The sequence below is a fragment of the Occultella aeris genome (assembly GCF_902703175.1).
Lineage (GTDB): Bacteria > Actinomycetota > Actinomycetes > Actinomycetales > Beutenbergiaceae > Occultella > Occultella aeris.
On the sequence record NZ_CACRYJ010000011.1, the window covers coordinates 38,315 to 63,901 of the forward strand.

24 protein-coding genes are annotated in these 25,587 nt (G+C 70.7%); 10 read left to right on the forward strand and 14 right to left on the reverse strand.

What is annotated here, in order from left to right; genetic code table 11:
• The first annotated feature begins 46 nt into the window (after positions 1-46).
• The gene (locus tag HALOF300_RS03220; protein ID WP_156739233.1) at positions 47-901 is read left to right on the forward strand and encodes a siderophore-interacting protein; all 855 of its coding nucleotides are present in this window, start codon (positions 47-49) and stop codon (positions 899-901) included.
• 44 nt (positions 902-945) lie between these two features.
• Complete coding sequence (locus HALOF300_RS03225; RefSeq protein ID WP_156739235.1) at positions 946-1,974, forward strand: LLM class flavin-dependent oxidoreductase; 1,029 nt, start codon at positions 946-948, stop codon at positions 1,972-1,974.
• A gap of 56 nt (positions 1,975-2,030) precedes the next feature.
• Here HALOF300_RS03225 and HALOF300_RS03230 read toward each other — a convergent pair whose 3' ends face one another.
• From HALOF300_RS03230 to HALOF300_RS03250, 5 genes are all read right to left on the reverse strand, one after another.
• Positions 2,031-3,017, reverse strand: coding sequence for an aldo/keto reductase (locus HALOF300_RS03230; protein ID WP_156739237.1), 987 nt, complete (start codon positions 3,015-3,017; stop codon positions 2,031-2,033).
• Positions 3,018-3,043: 26 nt separating this feature from the next.
• A complete protein-coding gene (locus HALOF300_RS03235) occupies positions 3,044-4,375 on the reverse strand; it encodes a hypothetical protein (protein WP_156739239.1) in 1,332 nt (443 codons plus the stop codon).
• Between the two features lie 121 nt (positions 4,376-4,496).
• A complete protein-coding gene (locus HALOF300_RS03240; RefSeq protein ID WP_156739241.1) occupies positions 4,497-4,862 on the reverse strand; it encodes a DUF2255 family protein in 366 nt (121 codons plus the stop codon).
• 58 nt (positions 4,863-4,920) lie between these two features.
• Entirely contained in the window at positions 4,921-5,958 is a 1,038-nt protein-coding gene (locus HALOF300_RS03245) for a zinc-binding dehydrogenase (protein WP_197522265.1), read from the reverse strand.
• Between the two features lie 43 nt (positions 5,959-6,001).
• Positions 6,002-6,889 carry an aldo/keto reductase gene (locus tag HALOF300_RS03250; protein ID WP_156739243.1) on the reverse strand — a complete coding sequence of 296 codons (888 nt, stop codon included), beginning with the start codon at positions 6,887-6,889 and terminating at the stop codon, positions 6,002-6,004.
• A gap of 194 nt (positions 6,890-7,083) precedes the next feature.
• Between HALOF300_RS03250 and HALOF300_RS03255 the strand changes: the two genes are divergently transcribed.
• From HALOF300_RS03255 to HALOF300_RS03280, 6 genes are all read left to right on the forward strand, one after another.
• The gene (locus tag HALOF300_RS03255; protein ID WP_156739245.1) at positions 7,084-7,998 is read left to right on the forward strand and encodes a helix-turn-helix transcriptional regulator; all 915 of its coding nucleotides are present in this window, start codon (positions 7,084-7,086) and stop codon (positions 7,996-7,998) included.
• The gene (locus tag HALOF300_RS03260) at positions 7,995-8,396 is read left to right on the forward strand and encodes a (R)-mandelonitrile lyase (protein ID WP_156739247.1); all 402 of its coding nucleotides are present in this window, start codon (positions 7,995-7,997) and stop codon (positions 8,394-8,396) included. Before HALOF300_RS03255 ends, HALOF300_RS03260 begins: the two co-directional genes overlap by 4 nt.
• Positions 8,397-8,427: 31 nt before the next feature.
• Entirely contained in the window at positions 8,428-9,267 is an 840-nt protein-coding gene (locus HALOF300_RS03265) for an alpha/beta fold hydrolase (RefSeq protein WP_197522266.1), read from the forward strand.
• A 52-nt stretch (positions 9,268-9,319) separates the two neighbouring features.
• Complete coding sequence (locus HALOF300_RS03270) at positions 9,320-10,366, forward strand: Rv2578c family radical SAM protein (protein WP_156739251.1); 1,047 nt, start codon at positions 9,320-9,322, stop codon at positions 10,364-10,366.
• 107 nt (positions 10,367-10,473) lie between these two features.
• Complete coding sequence (locus HALOF300_RS03275; protein WP_156739345.1) at positions 10,474-11,625, forward strand: aminotransferase class I/II-fold pyridoxal phosphate-dependent enzyme; 1,152 nt, start codon at positions 10,474-10,476, stop codon at positions 11,623-11,625.
• 4 nt (positions 11,626-11,629) lie between these two features.
• A complete protein-coding gene (locus HALOF300_RS03280; protein WP_156739253.1) occupies positions 11,630-12,490 on the forward strand; it encodes an aminoglycoside phosphotransferase family protein in 861 nt (286 codons plus the stop codon).
• Positions 12,491-12,513: 23 nt separating this feature from the next.
• Here HALOF300_RS03280 and HALOF300_RS03285 read toward each other — a convergent pair whose 3' ends face one another.
• Positions 12,514-14,151 (reverse strand): right-handed parallel beta-helix repeat-containing protein, encoded by a 1,638-nt coding sequence (locus HALOF300_RS03285; RefSeq protein ID WP_156739255.1) that lies wholly within the window; start codon positions 14,149-14,151, stop codon positions 12,514-12,516.
• 123 nt (positions 14,152-14,274) lie between these two features.
• Between HALOF300_RS03285 and HALOF300_RS03290 the strand changes: the two genes are divergently transcribed.
• Together HALOF300_RS03290 and HALOF300_RS03295 are read left to right on the forward strand one after the other, a co-directional pair.
• Positions 14,275-15,285: a GDSL-type esterase/lipase family protein gene (locus HALOF300_RS03290; protein ID WP_156739257.1), complete on the forward strand. Its 1,011-nt coding sequence runs from the start codon at positions 14,275-14,277 to the stop codon at positions 15,283-15,285.
• Positions 15,286-15,315: 30 nt separating this feature from the next.
• The gene (locus HALOF300_RS03295) at positions 15,316-16,803 is read left to right on the forward strand and encodes a gluconokinase (protein ID WP_156739259.1); all 1,488 of its coding nucleotides are present in this window, start codon (positions 15,316-15,318) and stop codon (positions 16,801-16,803) included.
• A gap of 21 nt (positions 16,804-16,824) precedes the next feature.
• Here the strand turns inward: HALOF300_RS03295 and HALOF300_RS03300 are convergent, their stop codons facing one another.
• The 8 genes from HALOF300_RS03300 to HALOF300_RS03340 form a co-directional block, all read right to left on the reverse strand.
• Entirely contained in the window at positions 16,825-17,382 is a 558-nt protein-coding gene (locus HALOF300_RS03300) for a pyridoxamine 5'-phosphate oxidase family protein (protein ID WP_156739261.1), read from the reverse strand.
• Positions 17,383-17,406: 24 nt separating this feature from the next.
• The gene (locus HALOF300_RS03305) at positions 17,407-18,504 is read right to left on the reverse strand and encodes a glycoside hydrolase family 88 protein (RefSeq protein WP_156739263.1); all 1,098 of its coding nucleotides are present in this window, start codon (positions 18,502-18,504) and stop codon (positions 17,407-17,409) included.
• Between the two features lie 30 nt (positions 18,505-18,534).
• Entirely contained in the window at positions 18,535-19,242 is a 708-nt protein-coding gene (locus HALOF300_RS03310; protein WP_197522267.1) for an SDR family oxidoreductase, read from the reverse strand.
• A 16-nt stretch (positions 19,243-19,258) separates the two neighbouring features.
• Entirely contained in the window at positions 19,259-19,924 is a 666-nt protein-coding gene (locus HALOF300_RS03315) for an RraA family protein (protein WP_197522268.1), read from the reverse strand.
• Positions 19,925-20,048: 124 nt separating this feature from the next.
• Positions 20,049-20,864: a helix-turn-helix domain-containing protein gene (locus tag HALOF300_RS03320; protein ID WP_156739268.1), complete on the reverse strand. Its 816-nt coding sequence runs from the start codon at positions 20,862-20,864 to the stop codon at positions 20,049-20,051.
• A gap of 56 nt (positions 20,865-20,920) precedes the next feature.
• Positions 20,921-23,386 carry an ABC transporter ATP-binding protein gene (locus HALOF300_RS26885; RefSeq protein WP_197522269.1) on the reverse strand — a complete coding sequence of 822 codons (2,466 nt, stop codon included), beginning with the start codon at positions 23,384-23,386 and terminating at the stop codon, positions 20,921-20,923.
• An 8-nt stretch (positions 23,387-23,394) separates the two neighbouring features.
• Positions 23,395-24,570 carry an ABC transporter permease gene (locus tag HALOF300_RS03335; RefSeq protein WP_231954985.1) on the reverse strand — a complete coding sequence of 392 codons (1,176 nt, stop codon included), beginning with the start codon at positions 24,568-24,570 and terminating at the stop codon, positions 23,395-23,397.
• Positions 24,567-25,559, reverse strand: coding sequence for an ABC transporter permease (locus HALOF300_RS03340; protein WP_156739269.1), 993 nt, complete (start codon positions 25,557-25,559; stop codon positions 24,567-24,569). The genes HALOF300_RS03335 and HALOF300_RS03340 overlap by 4 nt, the downstream gene beginning before the upstream one ends.
• Positions 25,560-25,587 lie beyond the last annotated feature (28 nt).

Below are 25,587 nucleotides of genomic sequence, written 5' to 3' on the forward strand. Positions count from 1 at the left end.
TCCAGAGCCGGGTTAGGGTGGCCTTAGTCAAAGTCGAGGAGTTGTCATGTCCCAGCCTGAGCCGAACCGCAAAGGGTCCGCGATCCGGGCCGAGGTGGTCTCCGCCGAGACCGTCACCCCCCACATGCGGCGGGTGGTGCTGGCCGGCCTCGAGGGGCAGCCCCTGCCGATCGAGTTCAGCGGCCTGACCGACGCATACGTGAAACTGGTGCTGCCGCGGCCGGGCTCCGGCGTGAGCGAGCCGTTCGACCTGGACGAGGTCAAGGGGTCGCTGCCCGCCGAGCAGTGGCCGGTGCTGCGCACCTACACGATCCGCGCCTGGGACGCCCAGACCGGCCGGATGACCCTGGACTTCGTGGTCCATGGCGACGAGGGGATCGCCGGGCCGTGGTCGGTCGCGGTCGAGCCCGGGGACCAGGTGCAGTTCCGGGGTCCCGGCGGCGGGTACGCGCCGGATCCCACGGCGGACTGGCACCTGTTGATGGGCGACGAGAGCGCGCTGCCCGCGATCGCGGCCGCCCTGGAGGCGATGCCGACCGACGTCCCGGTGCGCGCGTTCATCGAGGTCTCCGACCCGGCCGAGGAGCAGCCCCTGCTGACGGCCGCGCAGGCGCAGGTGCGGTGGATCCACCGGGAGACCTCACCGCGCCCGCCGGGGGTGGAACTGGTGGAGGCCGTGCGGGAGCTGGAGTTCCTGCCGGGCCGGGTGCAGGCCTTCGTGCACGGGGACGCGGACGTGGTCCGCGAGATCCGCTCGCACCTGCGCTTCGAGCGGCGCCTGCCGGCGGCGGACCTGTCCATCTCCGGCTACTGGCGCCGGGGCCTGGACGACGAGGGGTGGCGGGCCGCCAAGCGCGAGTGGAAGGCGGCCGTGGCCGCCGAGGAGGCGGCGCACGCCTGAGCGGAGGCGAGGAATACCGCCGATCGGTGCGAGGTTGACTGGCGATGAGCTCGCGCAAGAACATCGGATTCCTGTCCTTCGGGCACTGGACCCCGCACCCCACCTCGGCCGTCCGGACCGCGGCTGACGCCCTGCTCCAGAGCATCGATCTCACCGTTGCCGCGGAGGAGCTCGGCGCGGACGGCGCCTACTTCCGCGTGCACCACTTCGCCCGGCAGCTCGGTTCGCCGTTCCCGCTCCTGGCCGCTGCCGGTGCCCGGACGAGCCGGATCGAGATCGGCACCGGGGTGATCGACATGCGCTACGTGAACCCGCTGGCCTTCGCCGAGGACGCCGGCGCCGCAGATCTCATCGCCGGGCGTCGGCTCCAGCTCGGGATCTCCAGGGGCTCACCGGAGCAGGTCGTCGAGGGCTGGCGCCATTTCGGCTTCGCCCCCGCCGAGGGGGAGACGGACGCAGACATGGCGCGCCGGCACACCGAGCTGGCGCTGAGGGTCCTTGCGGGCGAGGAGTTCGCGGAACCGAACCCGCGGCCGATGTTCCCCAACCCACCCGGTCTGCTCCGGATCGAGCCGTACTCCGAGGGGCTGCGACGGCGCATCTGGTGGGGTGCGGGCTCGGACGCGACGGCACGCTGGACCGCTCAGCAGGGCATGAACCTGATGTCCTCGACGCTCAAGTTCGATGAGTCGGGCGAACCCTTCCACGTGCAGCAGCGCAAGCAGATCGACGCCTACCGTGCCGAATGGGCTGAGCACGACCACGGCTTCGAACCGCGCGTGTCGGTGTCCCGGTCGATCTTCCCGATCGTTGACGACCGGGACCGCAGCTACTTCCTCGGCAGTGGCGACCGCGCCGATCAGTTCAGCCGGATCGACGGCACCCGCGCGGTGTTCGGCCGCTCGTACGCCGACGAACCCGAGGCGCTCATCGAGCAGCTCCGGGGCGACGAGGCGATCGCCGCGGCCGACACTCTGCTGCTGACTGTCCCGAACCAGCTCGGCGTCGACTACAACGCGCACGTCCTGGAGTCGGTTCTCACGCACGTCGCACCAGGGCTCGGCTGGCGCTGAACGTCACCGCCGGGCGCTGCGGAGGTCACGCCCGACGGTCCATCCTCGACCTGGTCTCAGATGCCGACCATGGCCATGCCGGCGTCGTTGTAGCGGTTGCCGCTCACCGGGATGCGGTCGGTGAGGGCGTCGAGGTCGGCGACCTCGTCCGCGGACAGCCCGACGCCGGTCGCAGCGGCGTTCTCCTCCACGCGCTCGATGCGCCGAGTGCCCGGGATCGGAACGATCCAGGGCTGCTTCGCGAGCAGCCACGCCAGCGCGATCTGACCGGGGCTCACGCCCTTCGTCGCCGCCAGCGTGCGGACCTGGTCCACGATCGCGGCGTTCGCCGCAAGGTTGCCGGCCTCGAACCGTGGCACGCGGTTGCGGATGTCGCCCTCGGAGAAGCTGGTGGACGTGTCCACGGTGCCGGTGAGGAATCCCTTGCCGAGCGGGCTGAACGGCACGAACCCGATGCCGAGCTCCGCGAGCGTGGGCAGCACCTCGGGCTCCGGGTCCCGGGTCCATAGCGAGTACTCGCTCTGCACGGCGGTGACCGGGTGCACGGCGTGGGCGCGGCGGATCGTGCCGGCACCCGCCTCGGAGAGGCCGAAGTGCCGGACCTTGCCGGCCCGGACGAGCTCGCCGACAGTGCCGGCGACATCCTCGATCGGGACGTTCGGGTCCACCCGGTGCTGGTAGAAGAGGTCGATGACGTCGGTGCGCAGCCGCTTCAGCGACGCGTCGGCGACCCGGCGGATCTGCTCGGGCCGGCTGTCGGTGCCGGTCGTCGTGCCGTCGACGATGTTCCAGCCGAACTTGGTGGCGAGGACGACGTCGTCGCGGATCGGCTCGAGGGCCTCGCCGACGAGTTCCTCGTTCACGTAGGGGCCGTAGACCTCCGCGGTGTCGATGAACGTCACGCCGCGTTCGACGGCCCCCCGGAGCACGCCGATCATGTCGTCGCGGCTGCCTGGGTTGGGTCCGTAGCTCTGGGACATGCCCATGGCGCCGAGTCCGATGGCGGAGACCTGGAGGTTCTGTCCGAGGGTGCGGGTGTGCATGGTGTCTTCCTTCTCGTTGGGTGTTCCTAGGGCAACAGGTTCGCGAAGAGGTGCCGGCCGATGCTCTCGAGCGCCGCCTCGTCGTTGGTGAGACCGACGTAGCCACTGCGGTCGACGATGAGGATGTCGTCGGCCGCCTCGGCCCGCTCGAGCAGCCCGGTGACCCAGGAGCGCTGGTGCTTGTAGACCGCGACCCGGACGCCCTGACGGACGAGTTCCAGGACGACGTCGGCGAGCGCCGCCTTGGCCTGGGCGACCGTGGCGTCAGGGTCCGCGGCGCGCGGGTCGTCCCAGTCGGGGTCACCGGCGAGCCGCAGGCTCTCCAGGGCCGGCATATCCAGCAGGAACGCGCCGTCGGCGCCGTCCAGGTCGAGCCGCATCTGCCGCACGGGCAGATCGACGAGCAGAGAGAGGTCGGCGTTGCGGGTGGTCCTGGTCAGGTGCAGTTCCGTCAGTTCCGGCAGGCCGAGGATCGGATCGACCCCGAGCAGACCGGGCAGCCCCTCGGCGCCGACCCGGAGCGTGCGCAGCCCCGTGCACTCGGCCAGCGGAGTCAGGTCCGCGCCGTCGGTGAGGACCACGTCCAGGCTGGTCAGGTCGGGCACGGCGCCGATGCCCTCGATCGACGGCGCCACGCCGAGGTCGAGCGTGTACGGCGCCTGGCGGAACATGGTGGCCGCGAACTCGCGGCGGTCGAAGTTTCCCCAGGCCTTGTGCAACTCGTCCAGGACGGCATCGGGGTATTTGTCCTGCGCGTAATGGCCGAGCACAGTGAGCGCCTGCCGGGTGGCGATCGTGCCGAGGGCGCGGATGGCGGCCGTGCGGGCCGCCGCCTTCTGACCCTTGCCCGGCGCGAGCACGGTCGGGTCGACGTCGGGGTGGGCGGCCAACCAGCGCTTGACCTCCGAGACCTTCTGCGGGACGTCGGGGCCGGGCTCGACGCGTGCCGGCGGCTTCGCGAGGTCGGCGGCATGCTTGGCCGCGGCGCGACGGATCGTGGCAAGTTTCCTCGCGACGTTCGCATCGCCGTCGAGAAGGCCGGCCATGCGGTCCACGACGCCGAGGTCAGCGCGGGCGGCCAGGGTCAGCAGCCCCCAGAACTCCTGGGGCTGGGACGTCAGGTACCTGATCTCGAGCTCGGGTGACGGGGCCAGGCCCAGGGCCACGGCGAGCCCGGTGTCCTCCACCAGCGCCAGCGCCGCCCGCTCGGCGGGCGGGTCACCGGCGGACTTGGCCATGCCCTTGATGGCATTGGGCTGGTTCGAGAAGCCATTGATCCGGTTCAGCAGCGCCTCGGCGGCGTCGGCGCCGAGATGCGCGCTCAGGCCGGTCAGGATCGGGTCGTCGAAGGTGTCCATGGTGGGCTCTCCCCTGTGCGTCGCGGTGTCGGCTCCGGGCCCAAGGCCCGGCCATGGTCGAGGCTAAGCGGTGCCCTCGCCTGCTGGCTCGATCCGGACCGGGCCGCGCACGCGAAGTGGGTCAGGCGGGGTCGACACGCAAGGTGGTGGCGGTCGCGACGGCGTTCGTGATGGCGACGACGGCGGAGCCGCCGCCGTACTTGGCGCGGTAGGCCGCGTCGATGGAGGCGTCGTGCGTGTCGTCGCGGGTGAAGGTCACCTCGGCGTGGACACCACCGGCGTCGACGACGCCGGTGCCGGTCCGCTGCACGCCCCGGTACCACGCGCCCTCCTGCCCACGCACCGAGCGGATGTAGAGGGCGCCGTCCACGACGACGTGCCAGACGACGCGGGAGTTGCGCAGGGTTCCGTCGGGGCGGTGCGCGGCGACATCGAGCTCACCGACGTTGTCGATGGCGGCGAGGTCGTCAGGGTTCCAGGTGGTCATGGGGTCTCCTCGGGTTGGGGCGGGTGCGGTGGCGTCGGTAGCGCCCCGCACCCCTCGGTCACGGGCGGACGAGCACCTTGAGGGCCTCGCGCGAGTCCATCAGTCGGTAGGCCTCGGCGATGTCGTCGAGCGAGGTCTCGGCGTCGAACACGCGGCCGGGGTCGAGCCGGCCGTCGAGAACCTGGGCCAGGGCGTCCTCGAGGTAGGCCCGCACGGGTGCGGGACCGCCGTTGAGGGTGGCGTTCTTGCCGAACAGCGACCCGAATCCGACGGGGGCGTCCTCGTACTGGGGCACGCCGACGCGGGAGATGACCCCGCCCGGGCGCAGCACCCCGTAGGCCTGCTCGTAGGCGGGCATCAGACCGACGGCCTCGAGCACGACGTGGCTGCCCTCACCGCCGGTGAGCTCGATGACCTTCGCGATGCCCTCCTCGCCGCGTTCGGCGACGACATCGGTCGCACCCCACTCGCGGCCGAGGTCGGTGCGCACGGTGTGGCGGCCCATCAGGATGATCCGTTCGGCGCCCATCTGCTTCGCGGCGAGGACCGCGGACAGGCCGACTGCGCCGTCACCGATCACGGTGACGGTCTTGCCCGGGCCCACCCGGGCCATGTGGGCCGCGTGGTAGCCGGTCAGGTAGACGTCCGCGAGGGTCAGCAGCGCGGGCAGCAGCGCGTCGTCGACGTCGGTGGGCAGCTTCACGAGGGTGCCGGAGGCCTGGGGCACGCGGATCTTCTCGGCCTGCGCGCCTCCGGTCTGCCAGTTCCCGTAGAAGCCGCCGTGCGGGCACGCGGTGTGGAACCCGTCGCGGCAGATCGGGCAGGTGTTGTCCGCCCACGCGAACGGGGACACGACGAGGTCGCCCGGTGCCAGGCCGGTCACCGCGGCACCGATCTGATCCACGACGCCGATGAACTCGTGGCCCATCGGGCGGCCGGTCTCGTCGGCGGGCATGGAGTGGTAGGGGTGCAGGTCCGACCCGCAGACGCAGGCCAGGGTGACCTGGATGATCGCGTCGGTCGGTTCGAGGATGGTCGGTTCGGGGATGTCGACGACGCGGACGTCGCCGGCGCCGAACATGAGTGCTGCTCGCATCAGTGGTGTTCTCTCGGTTCGATCAGATGTGTGGAGGACGTGCTCAGGCCTCGGGGATCGGGCGGCCGAACGTCTCGAGGGTCATCGCGGCAGGGTCGGGCCCGCCGCGCACGCCGGTGTCGAGGGCGTCGATCCGGGCCAGTTCGGCGTCGCTGAGATCGGAGTCGACGACGTCGAGGTTCTCCTCGATCCGGTGCGGGGTGACGGACTTGGGGATCGCCGACCTGCCCTGCTGCAGGTGCCAGCGCAGCATCACCTGGGCCGGGCTCCTGCCGTGCTCGGCCGCGATCTCGACGATCGTCGGGTCCTCGAGAGTGCTGCCGTGGTCCCCGTCGCGGTAGAACGTGATCCCACCGATCGGGGACCAGGCCTGGGTGAGGATGCCGTGGGCGGCGTCGATTGCCTGTACCTCGGGTTGCTGGAAGTAGGGGTGGACCTCGATCTGGTTGACGGCCGGCACCACCTTCGCGCTCGCGAGCAGCGAGTCGAGGTCACCCGGCATGAAGTTGCTGACGCCGATGGCCCGGACCTTGCCCTGTGCGTACAACTCCTCCAGGGCCCGGTAGGCCTCCAGGGTGCGGTCGAACTCCGTGGTCAGCGGCTGGTGCAGGAGCAGCAGGTCGATCACGTCGACGCCGAGCTTGCCTGCGCTCTTGTCGAACGCGTGCAGCGTGGCATCGTAGCCGTAGTCGCTGATCCAGATCTTCGTCTCGATGAAGATCTCGGACCGGTCGATACCGGAGTTGCGGATGGCGGCACCGACCTCGCGCTCGTTGCCGTACGCGGCGGCCGTGTCGATGTGTCGGTAGCCGCTGCGCAGCGCCGTCTCGACGGCTGCCACGGTCTGCTCGGGCGGGGTCTGGAAGACACCGAAGCCGAGCGCGGGCATCGTGACGCCGTTGTTCAGAGTGAGGTTGGGGATCTGGTTCATGGTCACTCGCTAGACGGTAGAAGGGATCGGGCGGCCGGGGGAGGCCCTGTTGGTACCCGGCTCGATGGAACCTCCCGGGCGGCGCAGGTGGTCGCCGGGCGAGCGGTGCGGCAGCGGGGGCAGAGAAGCCCGCCTCGTTCCGGGGTACCGCCAGGACCTCCCACGAGCACCGGTTGCGCCGTACCGTCGTAGGCATGGACCTGAAGGCAGAGACCCGCGAGTTCCTCGCGACGCGACGTGCCCGGATCACCCCCGATCGCGCGGGCCTGCCCGCCTATGGCGGCAACCGCCGGGTGCCGGGGCTGCGCCGCGAGGAGGTCGCGATGCTCGCCGGCGTGAGCGTCGACTACTACACGCGGCTGGAGCGCGGGAATCTCGGCGGTGTCTCCGAGGAGGTCCTTGAGGCCCTCGCCGAGGCGCTGCAGCTCGACGAGGCAGAGCGCCTGCACCTGTTCGACCTCTCCCGCGCCGCGAATGCCTCCGGCGCCGCCCGCTCGCGTGCCCGCCGCGCGCCCGCACCGACCCTGCGGCCGGCGGTGCAGCGCGTCCTGGACTCGATGGTGATGACACCAGCGTTCGTGCGCAACGGCCGCCTGGATGTGCTGGGCGCGAACCTGCTCGGTCGCGCGCTGTACTCCCCGATGTACGACTCGCCGGAACGGATCGCGAACCGTCCGGTCAACACGGCCAGGTTCCACTTCCTCGACCTCACGGCGGCGCACGCCTTCTGGGGCGAGCGTTGGGAGAAGATCGCGCACGACGCGGTCGCGATCCTGCGCGCCGAGGCGGGACGCAACCCCTACGACCAGGGCCTGACCCAGCTCGTCGGGGAACTGTCCACTCGCAGCGAGGACTTCCGTCGGATGTGGGCCTCGCACGACGTACGCCTGCACCAGAGTGGGACGAAGGTGTTCCATCACCCCGCCGTCGGGCGTCTTGAGCTCGACTACGAGGCGCTGCCGTTGCCCGCGGACCACGGCCTGCAGATGAACGTCTACACGGCCGTCCCCGAGTCGCCGTCGGCGGACGGCCTGAAGCTGCTCGCGTCCTGGGCCGCCACGTCGCTCGCCGAGGCCACCGAGGTTGCCACCACGAAGGAGAACCGATGAGAGTCCTGCCCAAGCCCGCCACCGCCAAGACCCCGCAGGAGCGGTTCACCGGCGACGTCTGGCTGGACATGGTCGTGACACCGCAGGAGGGCGACCAGCGGATGACCGCCGGCCTGGTCCGGTTCTCGCCCGGCGCGCGCACCGCCTGGCACTCGCACGCCCGTGGCCAGTACCTGCACGTGGTGTCCGGCGTTGCCCTGACCGGCACCCGGGACGGCCAGGTGCTGCGGGTCTGCGCCGGTCAGACGGCGTACTGCGCGCCGGGCGAGGAGCACTGGCACGGCGCCACGCCGGAGGATTTCATGGAGCACCTGGCGATGACCGAGAACGCCGATGACCCCGCGCGGACCACGGTCTGGCTCGAGCACGTCGCAGACGAGGACTACCGGTCCGCCTGATCGCAGGAGCAGGTTCGGTAGCCTTCGCGCCGTGGAGTTCGTAGGGATGAGCGACGGCGTCCGACTGGCCACGTGGACCGCGGCAGGTCCCCGGGTGGGCGCCGACCACCCGGCCGTGATCCTTGTGCACGGCGGCCCCGGGCTCTGGGACTATCTCGAACCGGTGGGCGCTCTGCTCGCGGGCCTGACCACGGTGCACCGCTACGACCAGCGCGGCTGCGGGCGCTCCTCGGCGTCGGAGGTCCTGACGATGGAGCGGTTCGTCGCCGACCTGGACGAGCTGCGGATCGCGTTCGGGCACGAGCGGGTGGTGGTCATCGGGCACTCGTTCGGCGCCACGCTCGCGCTCGCCTACGCCGGCACGCACCCGGACCGGGTGGCGGGCCTCGGTTACCTCGACGGCACCGGTATCGGCGACTGGCGGACGGCGTCGCGAGCGGAGGAGGCGCGGCGCCGGATGCCGTGGGCCGAGCGGTTCGCCGCTCTCGACGGGCGTGAGCGCACCCGCGCCGAGGAGACCGAGTGGCGCCGCATCCAGTGGGCCAGCGACTACGCCGACCCCGCCGCCGGCTATGACCTGGCGCGGGGGATGGCCGAGGCGCCGCACGAGATCAACCGCGTCGCGAACCGGAGCCTGATGGCCTTCGGCGACGCGGACCAGATCGCCTGGGCGGCCACCGCCGGCTGCCCGATCACGTTCGTCCATGGCACGGCCGACCCGCGGCCCGCCGAGAACGTCGTGGCTCTCGCCGCCTACGCCCACCTGCCGCGCAAGCGCATCGTCTCCGGTGCCGGTCATCTGCCGTGGGTCGAGCAGCCCGAGCAGGTCCGCGAGATCCTCCACGAGATCGTCCTGACCGCTCAACCGTGAGCCAGCGTGTCGCGCCGTCGCCGGCTCTTCGAATGTATGTTCGAATGGAGGTATGCGATGGGAAGCGCGGGAAATCACGACCACCGACGACGCGGCGCTGCTGCCGCTCAAGGGCCTGGTGCGCAGCGTCCGCACGCCCGAGTTCGCCGGCGTCACGTTCCATGAGGTGCTCTGCCGCAGCGCCCTGAACAAGGTGCCGGGCAACTCCGAGATGCCGTTCGGGTGGACGATCAACCCCACCCGTGGCTGTCTGCACCGATGCACGTACTGCTTCGCCCGCAAGACCCACGAGTACCTCGATCTGGACTCCGGTGTCGACTTCGACACCCAGATCATCGTCAAGACCAACCTCGTCGAGGTACTCCGCAAGGAGGTGGCCCGGCCCTCCTGGAACCGTGAGCACGTGGCCTTGGGCACCAACTCCGACCCGTACATGCGCGCCGAGGGCCGCTACCGGCTGATGCCCGGCGTGATCGAGGCGCTGGCCGGCTCGGGCACCCCGTTCTCGGTGCTGACCAAGGGCCCCCTGCTCAAGCGAGACCTGCCGCTGCTGGTCGCCGCCGCGGAGCGGGTCGAGGTGGGCCTCGGGGTGTCCCTGGCGTTCATCGACCCCGACCTGCAGCAGCGCGTCGAGCCCGGCACCCCGACTCCGAAGGCCCGGCTCGACCTGGTCCGCGCGATCACCGGCGCCGGGCTCGACTGCACCGTGATGGCGATGCCGATCCTGCCCTGGCTGACCGACTCCGACGCCCATCTGGACGCACTGTTCGGCGCCGTCGCCGAGGCCGGCGCCACCTGGATCACGGCCGGCGCACTGCACCTGCGCCCCGGCGCCCGCGAGTGGTTCCTGGCCTGGCTCGGCCGTGACTACCCGGACCTCGTGCCGCGGTACCGCGCCCTCTACGACGGCGGCTCGTACGTCTCCGTCGAGTACCGCGAGTGGCTCACCGGGCGGCTTCGGGCCGCTCGGCGGCGGCACGGGTTCGTCGCGCGGGAGAACCGTCAGTTCCCGCTGCGCGGGACCACGCCCGACGGCGGTGCCGCCCCGGTCCCGACGCTTCAGGTGGGCGGGGGGCAGGAGCAGCTGGCGCTGTTCTGAGGTCCACCGGTCCGGTGGGCCCGTGCGTTCGAAGGCGCAGCGGCCGGTTGTGGGAACCTGAGCGGGTGAAGGTCGCCCACCGCGCCGCAGTCCCCCCGTTCGAGGTGATGAGCATCCTGGACCGGGTCGCCCAGCTGCGCGCATCGGGCCGGGCCGTCATCTCGCTCTGCGCCGGGGAACCGAGCGGGGGAGCACCGCAGGACGTGAACGTCCGCGCCGCAGCCGCCTTCACGAACGGCTCCGACCTCGGCTACACCAGCGCGCTCGGCCTACGCGAGCTGCGGGACGCCGTCGCCGAGCACTACCGGCGCTGGTACGACCTGGACGTCACCGGTGACGATGTCGCGATCACCACCGGCTCCTCGGGGGCGTTCGTGCTCGCGTTCCTGGCCGCGTTCGACGCCAGCGACCGGGTCGCGCTAGCCAGCCCCGGCTACCCCGCCTACCGCAACATCCTGTCCGCCCTCGGCTGCGAGGTCGTCCAGGTCGAGTGCGGCCCCGAGCAGCGCTTCCAGCCGACTCCCGAACTCCTCGAGGAGACCGTCCGCACGCACGGGCGCCTCGATGGTCTGATCCTCGCCTCGCCGGCGAACCCGACCGGCACCATGGTCAGCCGGGCGGAGCTCACGGCATTGACGCAATGGTGCCGGGTCAACGGCGTGCGGCTGATCAGTGACGAGATCTACCACGGCATCACCTACCCCGCCGATCCGACCCACGCCGACGCCCGCGGTGTCAGCGCCTGGGAACTGGATCGGTCGGGCGTCGTCGTCTCCTCGTTCTCCAAGTACTGGGGCATGACCGGCTGGCGACTCGGCTGGGCCCTCGTGCCCGAGGACCTACGCGCCGCCGTCGACGCCTTGGCCGGCAACGTCGCGCTGTGTCCGCCGACGCCCGCCCAGCTGGCCGCCGTAGGTGCATTCACCGAACGTTCCTACGCGGAGGCGGACGAGCGGGTCGCGTCCTTCGCCCGCACCCGCGAGGTGCTCCTCGGCGAGGTCCCAAGGCTGGGCTGGGGGCCGATCGCCCCGGCCGACGGCGCGTTCTACCTCTACGCCGGGCTCGGGAGCAGACTCGGCGCCCACGCCGACTCGACGGCGTGGTGCCGCGCACTGCTGGAGGAGGCCGGGGTGGCCGCGGTACCGGGCAGCGACTTCGACCCGATCCACGGCCACTCCTACGTGCGCCTGTCCTTCGCGGCCGGACCGGACGCAGTCGCCGAGGCGGTGCGGCGCATCGCGGCGTTCCAGGAGGGCTGAGCCCGTGGCCGCGCCGCCGGACGTCCGCGACTGGGCGGCCCGCGCCTGGCCGGGGCACGACTGGTCCCGGGCCCGCCTCGCGCACGGCGCGTTCCACCGGATCGCCGTCCTGGAGCAGACCGTGGTGGCCCGGGTGGCGTTCGGCGCCGACGCGATCGAACGCACCGACCGCGAGGTGCGCACGCTGCACGTGGTCGCGGACCTCGGCCTGCCGGTGACCACGCCGTGCCCGCTCGGCCAGATCGTGCGCCTGGACGGCGCGGCCGGGATCCTGACCACGTTCGTCCCGGGGACCGCTTCCGAGGCGCCCTGGCCCGAGGTTCGCGAACCGCTCGCGGCGCTGCTCGACCGGTTGCACCGGGTCGCACCGGGCGACGTCGGACTCCCGGGCGTCCGCGCCTGGTGCGGCGGCCCGCAGTGGCCGCGGATCGTGGCCGAGTTCCTCGCGCCACGGCTCCCGACGGCGGTCGCGGCCGAGGCGGTCGCGCTCACCGAGCGGGTCGTCGCGGTAGAGGCCGGCGTGCCGCCGGTGTTCGTGCACGGCGACTTCGGCATGCACAATCTGCTCTGGTCCGGTGCCCGGGTCACCGGCATGATCGACTTCGACCACGCGGCCTGGGCGGACCCGGCGATCGACATGGCCACCCTGATCGGACAGTTCGGCGCTGCGCAGGTCGCCGAGATCGTCGAGCCCGAGGAGCTGGACCGGGCCATGCACCACCGCGCCACGCTGTCCCTCCAGGTCGCCGCCGCGGCGCAACTGGCCGGGGACGCAGAACTACGCGACTTCGCCCTCGGCAACTTCGCCCGCCGCCTGGCCGAGGGCACGAGTCACGATCCGGGTGGCACGCGCCCCAAGTCCTGACCGAGCGCGCTCGGGTGGATGCGTCAGACGACGGCCCCGGCAGCGTCCCGCCAGGCCGAGCCATCGGACCAGATCGGCTTGTGCAAGGTGGTGTCGTAGAGGTTCCCGCCAATCCCGACGCTGGCGGCCGTGGGGCGCGACACGGTCGGGAGTGCGGGTGCCCGGAACCCTGCCCCGCCTGAGGTCTGGGCAGCGCCGACGATGGTGTTGCCGACCGCGAGGGTGCTGACACCCTGGGCACCGATCACGCCGTAGATCATCACGCCGCCGCGATCGTCCGCGATCTGGTTGAGCGCGATCGTGGTGTTCGTGCAACCGGCGGCGGCCGGCGCGAACGGCCCGATGCCGGTGTTGCGGTAGGTCGCGTCCGGCGGGATGGGGGTGACGCCGTCCACATAGGTCGCTGAGCCCGGGTTGTGGACAGTGTTGCCGATGATGCTGATCTGGTCCGTGCCATGCATCAGCACGCCGGCGCGGTCGGCATTGCTGATCGTGTTGCCGATGATCTGGATGCGCTGCGCGAGCCGCTCGTAGTCGGCCTGATTGCCCGAGCTCGTCGCCTCCGAATGGGTCAGCGGCATCCCGGCCACCATCACGCCGACACCGTAGATGGGACCGTTCCCGTCGCTCTCCCAGGTGCCGTAGCCCCGTAGGACGCCGTCGATGACATTGGCCTGGACCAGGGCGTCGGTGGTCCCCTTGGTGAGCTGGATGCCGCAGAGCGCGCTGTCCAGCACCGTGTTCGCGACGATCGTGATCTGGCTCGGGCCAGGATCGTCGCCGAAGCCGCCGGCGAAGATCCCCGCAGCGAAGGACCCGATGATCGTGTTCCCGACGCAGACGACCTCTGAGCATCCGCGCGAGAGCGAGACGCCGTTGTCCGCGCACCACTCGACCCGGTTGCCGATGAAGTGCACCGACGTGCAGAACGTGAAGCCGATGTCCAGGCACCGCCGCGCGTAGCAGTCGCGCACGACGACGTTGCGCACGCCCTTGAGCAGGATCGGCAGGCCGTCCGTTCCGTAGAAGCGACAGTTCTCGATCGTGACCCCGTCCACTACGGCATGTCCGGACGCGGTGGGGTCGTCCGCGCCGAGCGCGTAGATCGCGGTCCGCAAGTAGCCGCCGGCTGGGAACGGCCGTGGCTGCGCGCCGTCGCGCGCATGGGCTTCCGGCTCCGGGCTCAGCATGCCCCCGTGGAATCCGAGGTTGCGCAGCGTCACGCGGGCAGTCGCGGCTGTGCCGCCGATCACGAACAGGTTGTTCAGCGCGGTGGCCCGGGCCGGGTCGACGCGCAGCGTCGTGGACGTCGGTCCTAGCCCTTCGATCGTAAGGTCCTGGAACCCGGTCAGGTTGAGCGGCTGGGTGAGGTGGTACGACGCGCCGCTCGCGATCACGTGGGAGGGCCCGGGGAGAGCAGCGGCGGCGTTGAGGGCGGCCTGCCACGCCTCCTGGTCGGTGGTCGTCGACGCCGGATAGTGGTCCTCGACCAGGACCCGGCCCGACGGCGGTGGGTCGGCATGGGCAGGGCGGCTCGCCGCGAGCACTGCGGCGAGAGCGCCCGCGCCCGCGAGTCCGGCCAGGAGACCACGGCGGGTGGCCGTTGCGCCGCCTACCGTGTCGATGTGCGCGCCATCCTCGGGCCTCACGTTCGTGATCATCTCGTCTCCTTCGACGGACACCCTGCATGGCGTACGCCACGGGTGGGTGATGATCACCTTATATGGGTGACTGATCTACGTGCTAGCGCACTCGACCGGCGTAGACCGGCTAGGCTCGGCGCCGTGACTGCTGAAGACGTCAGGGTGGGTCCGTCCGTCGAGAGTGCGATCTGGCGCGGTGCCGCCGACTGGGTCGCGGAGGGGGATCTCTGGCAGCCGTGGCGCCTGCTGTCGGCGCAGGCCGACCGCGCACATGCGCCGGACCTGATCAGGGTCGCCAGGATGGCGGCCGGGGTACGCGCGCAGGTGCGCACGGACGCCACCGAGATCCTGCTGCCGGTCGAGCACACCGACGGCGAGGGTCGTATCGACCTGGTCGTCGACGGCGACCTCGAGCGGCGTGTCGAGCTGCCCCAGGGCCGGTCCGAGGTGAGGCTCCCGCTCCCGGCCGGGGTCCATGATGTCGAACTCTGGCTCCCGCAGCTCGCCAACACACGCATCGGCGATCTCGTCCTGGTCGGCGCGAGCCTCGCCGAGCCGCCGACGCCGCGCCCGCGGTGGACGACATACGGCAGCTCGATCAGTCAGTGCGGTGCCGCGTTCGGGCCGAGCGAGACCTGGCCCGCACTCGTCGCCCGTCGGCTCGGCTGGGACCTGACCTGCCTCGGCTTCTCGGGCCAGTGTCACCTCGACCCGATCGCCGCGCGCACCATCGCCGCGGTGCCCGCCGACGTGATCTCGCTCTGCCTGGGCATCAACATGATGGGTGGCGCCACGTTCAGCCCGCGCGCGTTCGCGCCGCACGTCTCGGGGTTCGTGGAGCAAGTGCGCCAGGCCCACCCGGACACCCCGATCCTGGTCATGACACCGATCGTGAGCCCGCCGCGCGAGCGGACCCCGAACGCCGTCGGCCTCACCCTGGAGTCGATGCGTGTGGCCATCGGCGAGGTCGTCGCCACGCTGGCGCGCACCGACCCGAACCTGCACCTGCTCGAGGGGCCGACCATCATCGGTACCGGCGACGTCCACCTCCTACCCGACGACCTGCACCCCGACGGCGAGGGCTACCGGCTGATGGCCGAGCGGCTCGCACCGGTGCTCGCCCAACTGCCGCAGCCGGCTCTGGCACGCTAGCGCCGGCCCCGGACGGTGAGGACAAGGTCGATGGCGTCCGGCCAGCACAAGATCAGCCCAGCGGCCGCGATCGACCCGCTCGTCCTCGGGCTCGACGTCGGCTCCACAGCATCCCGCGGCGGGCTCTACGACGCCGCCGCCCGCCCGCTCGAGGGACCGAAGGCGAAGGTCCCGCACGCGTTCACCACGGCAGGCGACGGCACCAGCGAGATCGATGCGGATGCCGTCGTCGATGAGATCGAGCAGATCCTCGACCTGCTCGCGACGCCGGACCTGAAGGGGCGGATCGGCGGAGTCGCCATCGACACGTTCTCCGCCTCGCTGGTCGGCGTCGACACCGCGGGCCGCGCCGTCACGCCGTGCTACACCTACGCCGACTCCCGCTGCACCGCCCAGGTGCGCGAGCTGCGCGAGGAGCTCGACGAGGCCGAGGTGCTCCAACGAACCGGGACCCGGATCCACAGCAGCTACCTGCCGGCGCGGCTGCGCTGGTTGGCCGCCACCGACCGGGCGAGGTTCAACGCCGTCGACCGCTGGATGTCCCTCGGCGAGTACCTCCATCTGCGGATCATCGGCACGGCGGTGGTGGGTACCGCGGCCGCGGCGTGGACCGGCTTGCTGGACCGGCGCACCGGCACCTGGGACGTGGCGATGGTCGAGGCGTCCGGGATCGACGTCCGCACACTGTCCCCGGTGCACGACCCGGACGATCCGGTCCGCGAGGTGAGAGGCGGCGTCGCGAAGCGGTGGCCGGCGCTCGCGGGGGCCCTCTGGTACCCGGTGATCGGCGACGGGCTCGCCGCGAACGTCGGCGTCGGGGCGACTGCGGAGGGCACCGTGGGGCTGTCCGCCGCCACGAGCGGAGCGATGCGGGTGCTCCTGCACCACCTCCCCGAGACGATCCCCGATGGGCTCTGGTGCTATCGGGTCGACGCCCGCCGCAGCCTGCTCGGCGGCGCACTGAACGATGTGGGCCGCGTGGTCACCTGGCTCGACGCCACGCTGCGGGTACCCGAGGACCTCGAGGCCACGCTCACCGCGGAGCCGGACCCGGCCACCCCGAGCGTGCTGCCCTACCTGAGCGGGGAACGCAGCACCGGGTGGGCGGCGGGCGCCAGGGCGACCATCACCGATGTGGGCGCCACGGCCACGGCGGACCTGATCTACCGGGGTGCGATGGAGGGCGTCGCGCTCAGCTACGCGCGGGTCGCGGACGCCCTCGCCGGCGCCGCCGGCGGGCGCGCCCGTCAGATCCGGGCCGCCGGCCGGGTGGCGGCGGACCTGACCCCGTGGCTGCAGGTGGTCGCCGACGCGCTCGACGCGGACGTGCAGCACGTGACGAACAAGCGCACCACCCTGCGCGGCACCGCGCTGATCGCACTGGAGTCGCTCGCCCCGGGGGTCGAGCGGTCCGAACCGGACATCGGCGCCACGTTCGCTCCGGTGCCGGCCCGCCGGCGTTACTACGACGAGCGTGCCCAGCGGTACCAGGAGATCTACGAAGCGCTCGTGAAGTGAGCTCCCGGCCCGGGTGGGCTGTCAGACCTCGAGCAGCGATTCGGGAAGGTGGGCGTCGTAACCGTCGATCGAGGTGGCGTTCTTCTCCCGCTGGTAGCGCGCCAGGCCCTCCGGGCCCCGCCGGTCCGCCCACGAGTGCATCAGGTCCCGCTGACCGACGAAGTCGTACAGAGGAACGCCGAAGCCGCAGGAGGTCTGGCACTCGGCGACCGTGACGTCGTACACCTGCCGGGCCCCGAGCATGGGCGGGAACAGGTCGATGAGGTCGTCCCAGTCCTGGTCGCCCGGCTGCACCATGCGCGCGGTGCCGAACAGCCGGAGGATCCACGGCTTGCCCTCGAACGCGCAGAACATGATCGTGATGCGGGGGTCGATCGCCGTGTGCGCGGCCGTCTCGTTCCCGGACCCGGTGCCGTTCAGCCACGCGACCCGGTTCGGTCCGAGGATCCGGAACGAGTCCAGGCCCTTGGGGGAGACGTTCACCCGACCATCCGCCGCCGCGGTCGCGACGAAGAACATCTGCTGGCGCTCGATGAACCGGATGAGTTGCGGTTCGATGGTGTCGTAGAAGGTGGCCATACGCCATCTTCTCGCATCGAGTGGTCAGCTGGGATCGCCGGTCGTCCGGTCCCGGGCGCCGAGCGCGACCCGGTCCACGCCGTTCAGGTGCGCCTCGACCAGGGCGAGCATGAAGGGGCCGAAGCTGTGCGGCTCGTCCCGGTAGGGCTCCTTGGCGAGGTAGGCCGCGACGGTGCCCTTCGCCTCACCCTCACCCGGGCACAGACAACCGGGGCAGGACAGTTCGGTGGAGCCGTCCTCGTTGATCGCGTGGGCGGCGAGTCCGGCGATGCCGAGACGGAACGCCTCCCCGTAGGTCGCCTCGTCGAGGACCCCGAGACGAAGGCCGAGCCCGTACCCGTACAGGATCAGGGCGGTGCCGGAGGACTCCTCCCACGCGTGCGGGTCGTTGATCTCCTGGCGCCACAGACCACGCTCGGACTGGTGCGGCAGCATCGCAGCGGAGAGGGCGACGAAGCGCTCCAACACGTCCGGTCGGCGCGGGTGGTCCTCGGGCAGCCCGGCCACGAGCTCGGTGAGTGCGATGTAGCCCCAGCCGTTCCCACGGCTCCAGTGGTCCTCGGAGAGCAGGCCCGGCCCGACGAAGTTCTTGCACTGGTGCAGCAGCCCGTTCGAGGGGTCGAGGAACTCGTCGTACATGGCCACCGTCTGGTGCACCGCCTCGTCGAAGTAGCGGCGCTCGTCGAGGGCCTGGCCGGCGAACACGAGGTACATCGAGGCGGCCATCGCGGCGTCGATCCAGATCTGGTTCAGATCGGCGGTGCGGGGCATGACCAGGATCCCGGCGGCGTCGCGCGGGGCGGTCAGGAGTTCCTCGGCGTACTCGCGCACCGCCTCGGCCCGGTCCGGCATCCGCCCACGGGCCACGGCGAACGCCTGCGGGATGCCGCCGATCCGATAGGACGGGAAGTTGTAGCGAGGGTGGTCGATCTCGTCCGGGAACCGGCGCAGGATCCGCTCGACCCGGTCCCAGAGCTCCTCATCATCTCCGTCCTGGGCCGTGCGGGCGAGTCCGTAGATGGCGAGCAGGCCGTAGTAGGCCTTGACCTCGGCGATGCTCTCGTAGTGATCGTAGAGCTGGACGGCGGCCTCGAGAGGCGCGGTGCGCACGTCGACGGGCATGGATCTCTCCTGGTTGCGGTGGTCGGCGGATCAGGGATGGAACGGTTCGAACTCGACGGCGCTGATCTGCACGGTCGACGGGGCATTGAGGACGAACATGATCACGTCCACGACGTCCTCGGCGGACATGAGCTTGCTGCGGTCCACCGGCCGGTCCCCCCAGAACGGCGTGTCCGTGCCGCCGGGGTTGAGCGCGGTGACCCGGATGCGCCGCTGCTTGACCTGCAGCGCGAACGCGCGGGTGAACATGTCCAGGGCCGCCTTCGCCGTGCAGTACAACGGAGCGGTCGCATTCGGCCGTAGCCCGGCGACGGAGCTGACGTTGATCACGGCTCCGCCGGCGTCGGGGTCGATCAGGGGCACGGCGTGCTTGGACGCCAGGAAGGCGGACGTCACGTTCGCGTGCCAGATCTGTTCGAAGTCCGCCAGGCTTGTCTCGACGATCTGCCCGGGCCGCGACAGCCCGGCCACGTTGACCAGTGCGTCGAGGGAACCCAGGTGCTCGCGGGCGCCCTCGAAGAACGACTCGACGGATGGCTCGTCCGCGAGGTCGGCGCTCTGGGCCCAGAGCCCGTCTCCCGGTCCACCCAGCTCCCGCACGAGTCCGTCGAGCCGCTCGGGGTCCCGGCTGGTCAGCGCGAGCCGCGCGCCGGCCGCGTGCAGGCGGCGGGCCAATGCGGATCCGATGCCACCGGCGGCACCGGTCACCACCACGCGCACCTTGTCCAGATTCGTCACGTCTACCCGGTTCCTCTCAGAAGTACCCGCCGCGCGAGACGATCTCGCCCGGTGTCGCGCCCTCGTCGACCATCTGCTTGATCTCGACCTCGTGGCGCAGGATCGCCTCGGCATCGCCGAGCACCCGTTCGGCCAGTTCGGCCGGCACGATGATCACGCCGTCGAGGTCACCGAGGACCAGGTCGCCGGGGCGGATCGTGACGCCGCCGATGGCGATCTCGGTTCCCCACGAGGTGAGCCGGAACCGGCCCATCATCCCGTTCGAACTCCGGTACCGGGTGAAGACCGGAAACTTCTGAGGCAGGACTTTATCCGTATCGCGGACACCGCCGTCGATGACGGCGCCGCGGCAGCCGCGTCGGATCGCGGCCATGGTCATGACTTCGCCCCACTGCGCCGACTCGTTGTCGCCACCGGTGGCCCAGACACACACGGCGCCGTCGGGGATCGCCTCGAGCATGGCCGCGCGGTCGGGCATGTCGTTCGCGCCGTCGCGGCTGCGTTCCCCGCTGATCGTGAAGGCGAACCCGGCGATCTTCATCCCTTCCTGGAGCGGAACGATCTCGTGCGGGAGCGTCTGGTCGAGGAGCCCCTCGGAGCGGAGGACGTCGTTCACGATGGCGGTCGAGACCCGCTCGTAGCGGGCGAACAACTCGACCGGACTGGTCTGAGGTAACGTCAACTCAACCTCCGTTGGGTACGTCGTCGTATCACTGACTGGTTGCCATGATGCCGGTCCCCGGGCTCCGGGAGCCATGGACCACGCACCGAGGATTTGCACGAACCGAGGACTGCGCCGGTGTGGTTCATCGCTTCGTGTACTCCGACGGATTGGTGCCCGTCACCTTCTTGAACAGCCTGCTGAAGTAGTAGATGTCGGCGAACCCGGTGCGGGCTGCGGCCTCGGTGACGTTGCACTCCCCGCTGAGCAGGAACTCCTTCGCCTTGCTGATCTTGATCTTGTGGTGGTACTCCTTCACGGTGAGTCCCGTGAAGGCCTTGAACAGGGCTCGGAAGTGGGAGGCGCTGAGCCCGGCCCCTTCGGCCAGGGCCTCCACCGGGTAGGTGCGGTCGTAGTTCTCCCGCATCGTCTCGATGATGCTCACGATCTTCTGGGTGTGCGGGCTGTACAGGCGCGGCTGGGTCTGCTCGCGGATCAGGGTGTAGATGCCGGTCATCGTCAGGGCCCGGCAGCGCACCAGGTGACCGGGCTTCTTGTCCGTCCACGCCGCGTACATCTCCGGGAACAGGGCGGATGCCTGATCGGTGAAGGCGCCGCGCCAGTGATGGTGGAGCGACTCGAGCTGGGCCTGGGCGTCGCCGCGCGCGGACGACGCGTCGAAGCCGACCGTGATGAACGTCCAGGGGTCGTGCCTGTCGCTCGCCCCGGTGTGTGGCAGGCCCTTCGGGAAGAACATCATGTCTCCCTTGCGCACCTCGTACGTGCGCCCGTCGAACTCGTAGTGCGCAGCGCCGGACAGGGCGTAGACGAGCAGGTGTGAGAGCGGGTCCACGTAGTCCCGGGTGGGGGTGTGCCAGGCCGGGTCGGGCCCGCGGTGGATCACGAAGTCGATGCCGGTCACGAGGAAGTCGTAGTAGTCCGCGTAGATGTCGTCGGCCATCAGCCAAGACTGCCCCAACACGGCTCGTTCGGTCGTGCGAGCGGTCGACCGGGCGATCACAGCGGGGTCCGCTCGCGGATACCGGCCAGGTTCAACTCCTCGTGCCGCAGGCAGGCGCTCAGGTGGGGCGCCCGGTCCGCGGGGGAGACCAGGTCGAGGGTCGGTGGTGCGTCGGCGCGGTCGCACAGCCCCTCGACCGCGTAGCGGCAGCGGGTCTGGAAGTAGCAGCCGGGAGGCGGGTCGACCGGGTCGGGCAGGTCGTCGGAGAGCCGGATCCGGCGGGCGCCGCCGCGCTGCTCGGGGCTTGTGGCCGGGACGGCGGAGAGCAGCGCCTCGGAGTACGGGTGTCGGGGGTCGAGGAAGACATCCTCGGTGTCGGCCAGTTCGACGACCTTGCCGAGGTACATGACGGCGACCCGGTCGCAGATGGACTCGACCACGGACAGGTCGTGCGAGATGAACAGGTAGGTGAGGTCGAGCTCCTCCTGGAGGTCACGAAGGAGGTTCAGGATCTGCGCGCGGACCGAGACGTCGAGTGCGGAGACCGCCTCGTCGGCGACGACCAGGCGGGGCTGGAGGATCAGCGCGCGTGCGATGTTGACCCGCTGGCGCTGACCGCCGGAGAACGCGTGCGGGTACCGGTCCATGTACTCCGGGGCCAGGCCCACGCGGCGCATCATCTGGGCGACGCGGTCCTCCAGTTCCGACCCCTTGGCGATGCGGTGCGCGATCAGGGGGTCGCCGATGATCTGGCGCAGGGTCATCCGCGGGTTCAGCGAGGAGAACGGGTCCTGGAAGATCATCCGGACGTCGCGCTGGTAGTCGCGCAGGCGGCGTTCGGGCAGCAGTGCGACATCCTGGCGGTCGCGCTCGTGCGGGCTGTACCAGATCTGTCCCTCGCTCGGCGTCTCCGACCGGACGATGCACCGGCCGAGCGTGGTCTTGCCACAGCCCGACTCGCCGACCAGGCCGAGGGTCTCACCCGGCCGGATCGTCAGGTTCACGCCGGTGAGCGCGTGCACGCTCGCCTGTTGCCGGCCGAACCAGCCCGACTTCACCGGGAACCGCATGGACAGGTCCCGGACCTCGAGCAGCGGCGCCGCGCGCCGCGTCGCGTCGATGCCCGACGGCGCAGCGACGTCGGGCGTGTGGGTCGCCGTCGCGGTCGGTTCGGTGACGCGTGCGCGCGGATGCTCGTCCGCGGCGCGGGCCGGCGCCGGCTCCGTCGCTCGCGCGCGGACCGGCCCCGCGACCGGGCCGCCGGTCCCGGCCTGCTCGGCGTCCGCCGTCGGGCCGTCGGTCGCGGTGGGGACGTCGGCGTCGGCCACGGTCACCGGCGTCCAGGTGCCCGCCGCGAGGTCGGCGGTCGCGACCTCGCTCGCCGCACGCACGTCCTCCTGCAGAGTGCGTACCTGCTCGGCGGTCGCGTTGGCGTCGAAGGGCGGCAGTCCCGCCTCGACCGCCTGCGGCAGCGTGTCCTCGTCCCAGCGGTGGCATTCCACCAGGTGCCCCGCCGTGGTCAGTGCGACCGGTTCGATCACGTCGCACAGACCCTCGATGGCGACCTCGCAGCGGGTCCGGAAGCTGCACCCGCTGGGCCGGTGCGCCCCGTGCGGCACCTGGCCACGGATGGTGGCGAGCTTGCGCCCGTGTGCTCGCCCGAGGCGGGGCACGGACCGCAGCAGAGCCCGGGTGTAGGGGTGCTTCGGGTTCGCGAACAACTCCTCGACCGGTGCCTGTTCGACCACACGGCCGAGGTACATGACGGCGACCTCGTCGGCGATCTCGGCGACCACGCCGAGGTCGTGCGTGATGAACAGCAGCGACATGCCGGTCTCGGCCTGCAGTTTGGAGAAGAGGTCGAGGATGCGGGCCTGGATGGTCACGTCGAGCGCGGTGGTGGGCTCGTCCGCGATCAGCAGCGCCGGCTCGCACGCCAGGGCCATCGCGATCATGATCCGCTGACACATCCCACCGGACATCTGCCACGGGTAGTTGTCGACGCGGGAGGCCGGGCGGGGGATGCCGACCCGTTCGAGGAGCGCGATCGACGCGTCGCGGGCGGCCTCCTTGCTGAGCCCCTTGTGCTCGCGGAGCATCTCGACCAGTTGGGCTCCGACCGTGTACATCGGTGAGAGCGAGGCGATCGGCTCCTGGAACACCATCGAGATCTCGCGGGCCCGGATCCGGCGCATCGTCGAACCCTTGGGGTCGAGCGCGTTGAGGTCGACCCGCCCGAGGGTGGGGCTGCGCCACCACAGGTGGCCGTCGGTGACCTTGCCCGGCGGTTCGACCAGACCGAGCACTGACCGTGCGGTGACCGACTTGCCGCAGCCGGACTCGCCCACGACGCAGACGGTCTTGCCGGCCGGGACCCGCAGGTCCACGCCGTCCACGGCACGGACCACACCGTCGCGGGTGGTGAACTGGGTCCGCAGACCCGAGATCTCAAGGATGGTGTCGTCCTCGCCGAGGAGAGCCGATCGTGGCTCCGGGCCGGTCAGGGTGGTGTGCTCGGGCATGTCGCTCCTCAGGCTCGGTAGGGGTCGGCGGCGTCGCGCAGGCCGTCGCCGACGAAGTTCAGGGCGAGCACCGCGATCACGACCGCGACGCCGGGGAGCAGCAGCCAGGGTGCGTCCTGCAGCACCCGGAAGTTCTGCGCCTGCTCGAGCAGGACCCCCCACGAGACGGTCGGTGCCTTCAGGCCCAGGCCGAGGAACGACAGTGACGTCTCGGCCAGGATCATCGCCGGGATCGAGAGGGTCAGCGAGGCGATCAGGTGACTGGAGAACGAGGGCAGCATGTGCCGGAAGATGACCCGTCGGCCCGGTGAGCCGTCCAGTCGCGCGGACACCACGAACTCCTCCGTGCGCAGCGACAGGAACTTTCCACGGACCACCCGGGCCAGATCGGTCCAGGCGATGATCGCGAGGATGATCGTGATCGCGAAGTAGCGCCTCGTCGAACTCCAGTCCTGGGGGAGGGCGGCCGCGAGGCCGAGCCACAGTGGCAGCGTCGGCAGCGACATGAAGAACTCCACGATGCGCTGGATGATCGTGTCAACGGCGCCACCGACGTAGCCGGAGATCCCGCCGAGCAGGACCCCGAGGCCGAACGCGAGGGCGACGCCCACGAGACCGATCGTCATCGAGATCCGGGTGCCGTGGATGAGCATCGAGAACATGTCCCGCCCGATCCGGTCGGCACCCATCAGATAGACCACCCGGTCCGGGTCCGTGGGGCCGAACAGGTGCACGTCCCACGTGATCGGACCCACCACGGTGTAGGAGTCGCCGCGGACGAAGAAGCCCAGGTCGATCCGGTCCTCGGGGTTCACGGTGTGGGTGAGGGCGAACGTCTCGGGATCCTGCTCGAGGGTGAACCCGAGCGCGTGCAGGCCCCAGTTGCCGTCGTCGTCGACGACGTGCACCCGCTGTGGTGGCGCGTAGATGTAGTCGGCGTCGAAGGTGGTGGAGCTGAACGGGGCGAGGAACGGCGCCAGGAGCGCGATGACGTAGATGACGATGATCGTCACCAGCCCCACCATCGCGAGCTTGTGCGCGCGGAATCGCCACCAGACCAGGCGCCACTGGCCGGCCCGGTCCCGGTCGACCTTCGTGGTGCCGTCCGGAGCCTCCGGCTCCACGCCGGGCTCGGCGGTGGCCACCTCGGCCACCGCCTCCTCGGATGCGATGTTGATGCTCACTTCGCCCCCAGCCGCACGCGCGGATCGAGTTTGGCCAACAGGATGTCCGACAGCAGGGTCCCGACGACGGTCAGGACGCTGACGATGAAGATGACCGCCCCGGCGAGGTACATGTCCTGGCTGCGCAGGGCACCGAGCAGCAGTGGCCCGGTGGTCGGTAGGGAGAGCACCTGGGAGACGATGATCTCTCCCGAGACCAGCGCCGGGAGTACCCAACCGATCGTGGACAGGAACGGGTTCACGGCCACGCGCAGCGGGTACTTCAACAGGATCCGAGGTTCCGACAACCCGCGCGAACGCGCGGCCACGACGTACGGCTTGCGCAGCTCGTCGAGCAGGTTCGCCCGCAGCACCCTGATCAGGCCTGCGGTGCCGGCGGTGCCCAGGACCACCATCGGGATCCACAGGTGGCCCAGCAGATCACCCATCTTCGCCAGACTCCAGGGGGCGGTCTCGTACTCGGGCGAGAACAGGCCACCGACCGACTGCCCGAAGACGAACAACGCGACGTACATCAGGCCGAGCGCCAGGAGGAAGTTCGGGATGGCCAGACCCAGGAAGCCGATCGTGGTCGCCAGGTAGTCACCGGGCGAGTACTGCCGGACCGCCGAGTAGATCCCGATTGGGAACGCGATCACCCAGGTGAACAGCAGCGTGGAGAACGTCAGCAGGATCGTGAACGGCAGCGTGCGCTCGAGGAGCACGGCGACCGGTTGGTTCCACTGGAACGACTGCCCGAAGTCCCCGTGGAACAGGATGTTCGAGATCCACAACCAGTACTGGACGATGAACGGCTCGTCCAGCCCGTAGCGGACCCGCAGGGCCTCGATCGTCGCCGCGTCGAGCGACTGTCCGTCGTTCTCCATCTGTGCGACCAACGTGGTGATGTAGTCACCCGGGGGCAGCTGGATGATCAGGAACGACACCAGCGAGATGGCGAACAACGTCGGCACCATGTACAGGAGCCGTCTTCCCATGAACGTCAGCACCGGCCGTCCTTCCTCATCGCCGTCGATT

Bases quoted from the DNA above. Each gene is read 5' to 3' on its own strand.
- HALOF300_RS03270 (WP_156739251.1), top strand. From the start codon at position 9,320: ATGCGATGGGAAGCGCGGGAAATCACGACCACCGACGACGCGGCGCTG.
- HALOF300_RS03245 (WP_197522265.1), bottom strand. From the start codon at position 5,958: ATGCGAGCAGCACTCATGTTCGGCGCCGGCGACGTCCGCGTCGTCGAC.
- HALOF300_RS03230 (WP_156739237.1), bottom strand. From the start codon at position 3,017: ATGCACACCCGCACCCTCGGACAGAACCTCCAGGTCTCCGCCATCGGA.
- HALOF300_RS03285 (WP_156739255.1), bottom strand. From the start codon at position 14,151: ATGATCACGAACGTGAGGCCCGAGGATGGCGCGCACATCGACACGGTA.
- HALOF300_RS03305 (WP_156739263.1), bottom strand. From the start codon at position 18,504: ATGCCCGTCGACGTGCGCACCGCGCCTCTCGAGGCCGCCGTCCAGCTC.
- HALOF300_RS03250 (WP_156739243.1), bottom strand. From the start codon at position 6,889: ATGAACCAGATCCCCAACCTCACTCTGAACAACGGCGTCACGATGCCC.
- HALOF300_RS03225 (WP_156739235.1), top strand. From the start codon at position 946: ATGAGCTCGCGCAAGAACATCGGATTCCTGTCCTTCGGGCACTGGACC.
- HALOF300_RS03220 (WP_156739233.1), top strand. From the start codon at position 47: ATGTCCCAGCCTGAGCCGAACCGCAAAGGGTCCGCGATCCGGGCCGAG.
- HALOF300_RS03260 (WP_156739247.1), top strand. From the start codon at position 7,995: ATGAGAGTCCTGCCCAAGCCCGCCACCGCCAAGACCCCGCAGGAGCGG.
- HALOF300_RS03255 (WP_156739245.1), top strand. From the start codon at position 7,084: ATGGACCTGAAGGCAGAGACCCGCGAGTTCCTCGCGACGCGACGTGCC.
- HALOF300_RS03275 (WP_156739345.1), top strand. From the start codon at position 10,474: ATGAGCATCCTGGACCGGGTCGCCCAGCTGCGCGCATCGGGCCGGGCC.
- HALOF300_RS03300 (WP_156739261.1), bottom strand. From the start codon at position 17,382: ATGGCCACCTTCTACGACACCATCGAACCGCAACTCATCCGGTTCATC.
- HALOF300_RS03240 (WP_156739241.1), bottom strand. From the start codon at position 4,862: ATGACCACCTGGAACCCTGACGACCTCGCCGCCATCGACAACGTCGGT.
- HALOF300_RS03320 (WP_156739268.1), bottom strand. From the start codon at position 20,864: ATGGCCGACGACATCTACGCGGACTACTACGACTTCCTCGTGACCGGC.
- HALOF300_RS03295 (WP_156739259.1), top strand. From the start codon at position 15,316: ATGGCGTCCGGCCAGCACAAGATCAGCCCAGCGGCCGCGATCGACCCG.
- HALOF300_RS03235 (WP_156739239.1), bottom strand. From the start codon at position 4,375: ATGGACACCTTCGACGACCCGATCCTGACCGGCCTGAGCGCGCATCTC.
- HALOF300_RS26885 (WP_197522269.1), bottom strand. From the start codon at position 23,386: ATGCCCGAGCACACCACCCTGACCGGCCCGGAGCCACGATCGGCTCTC.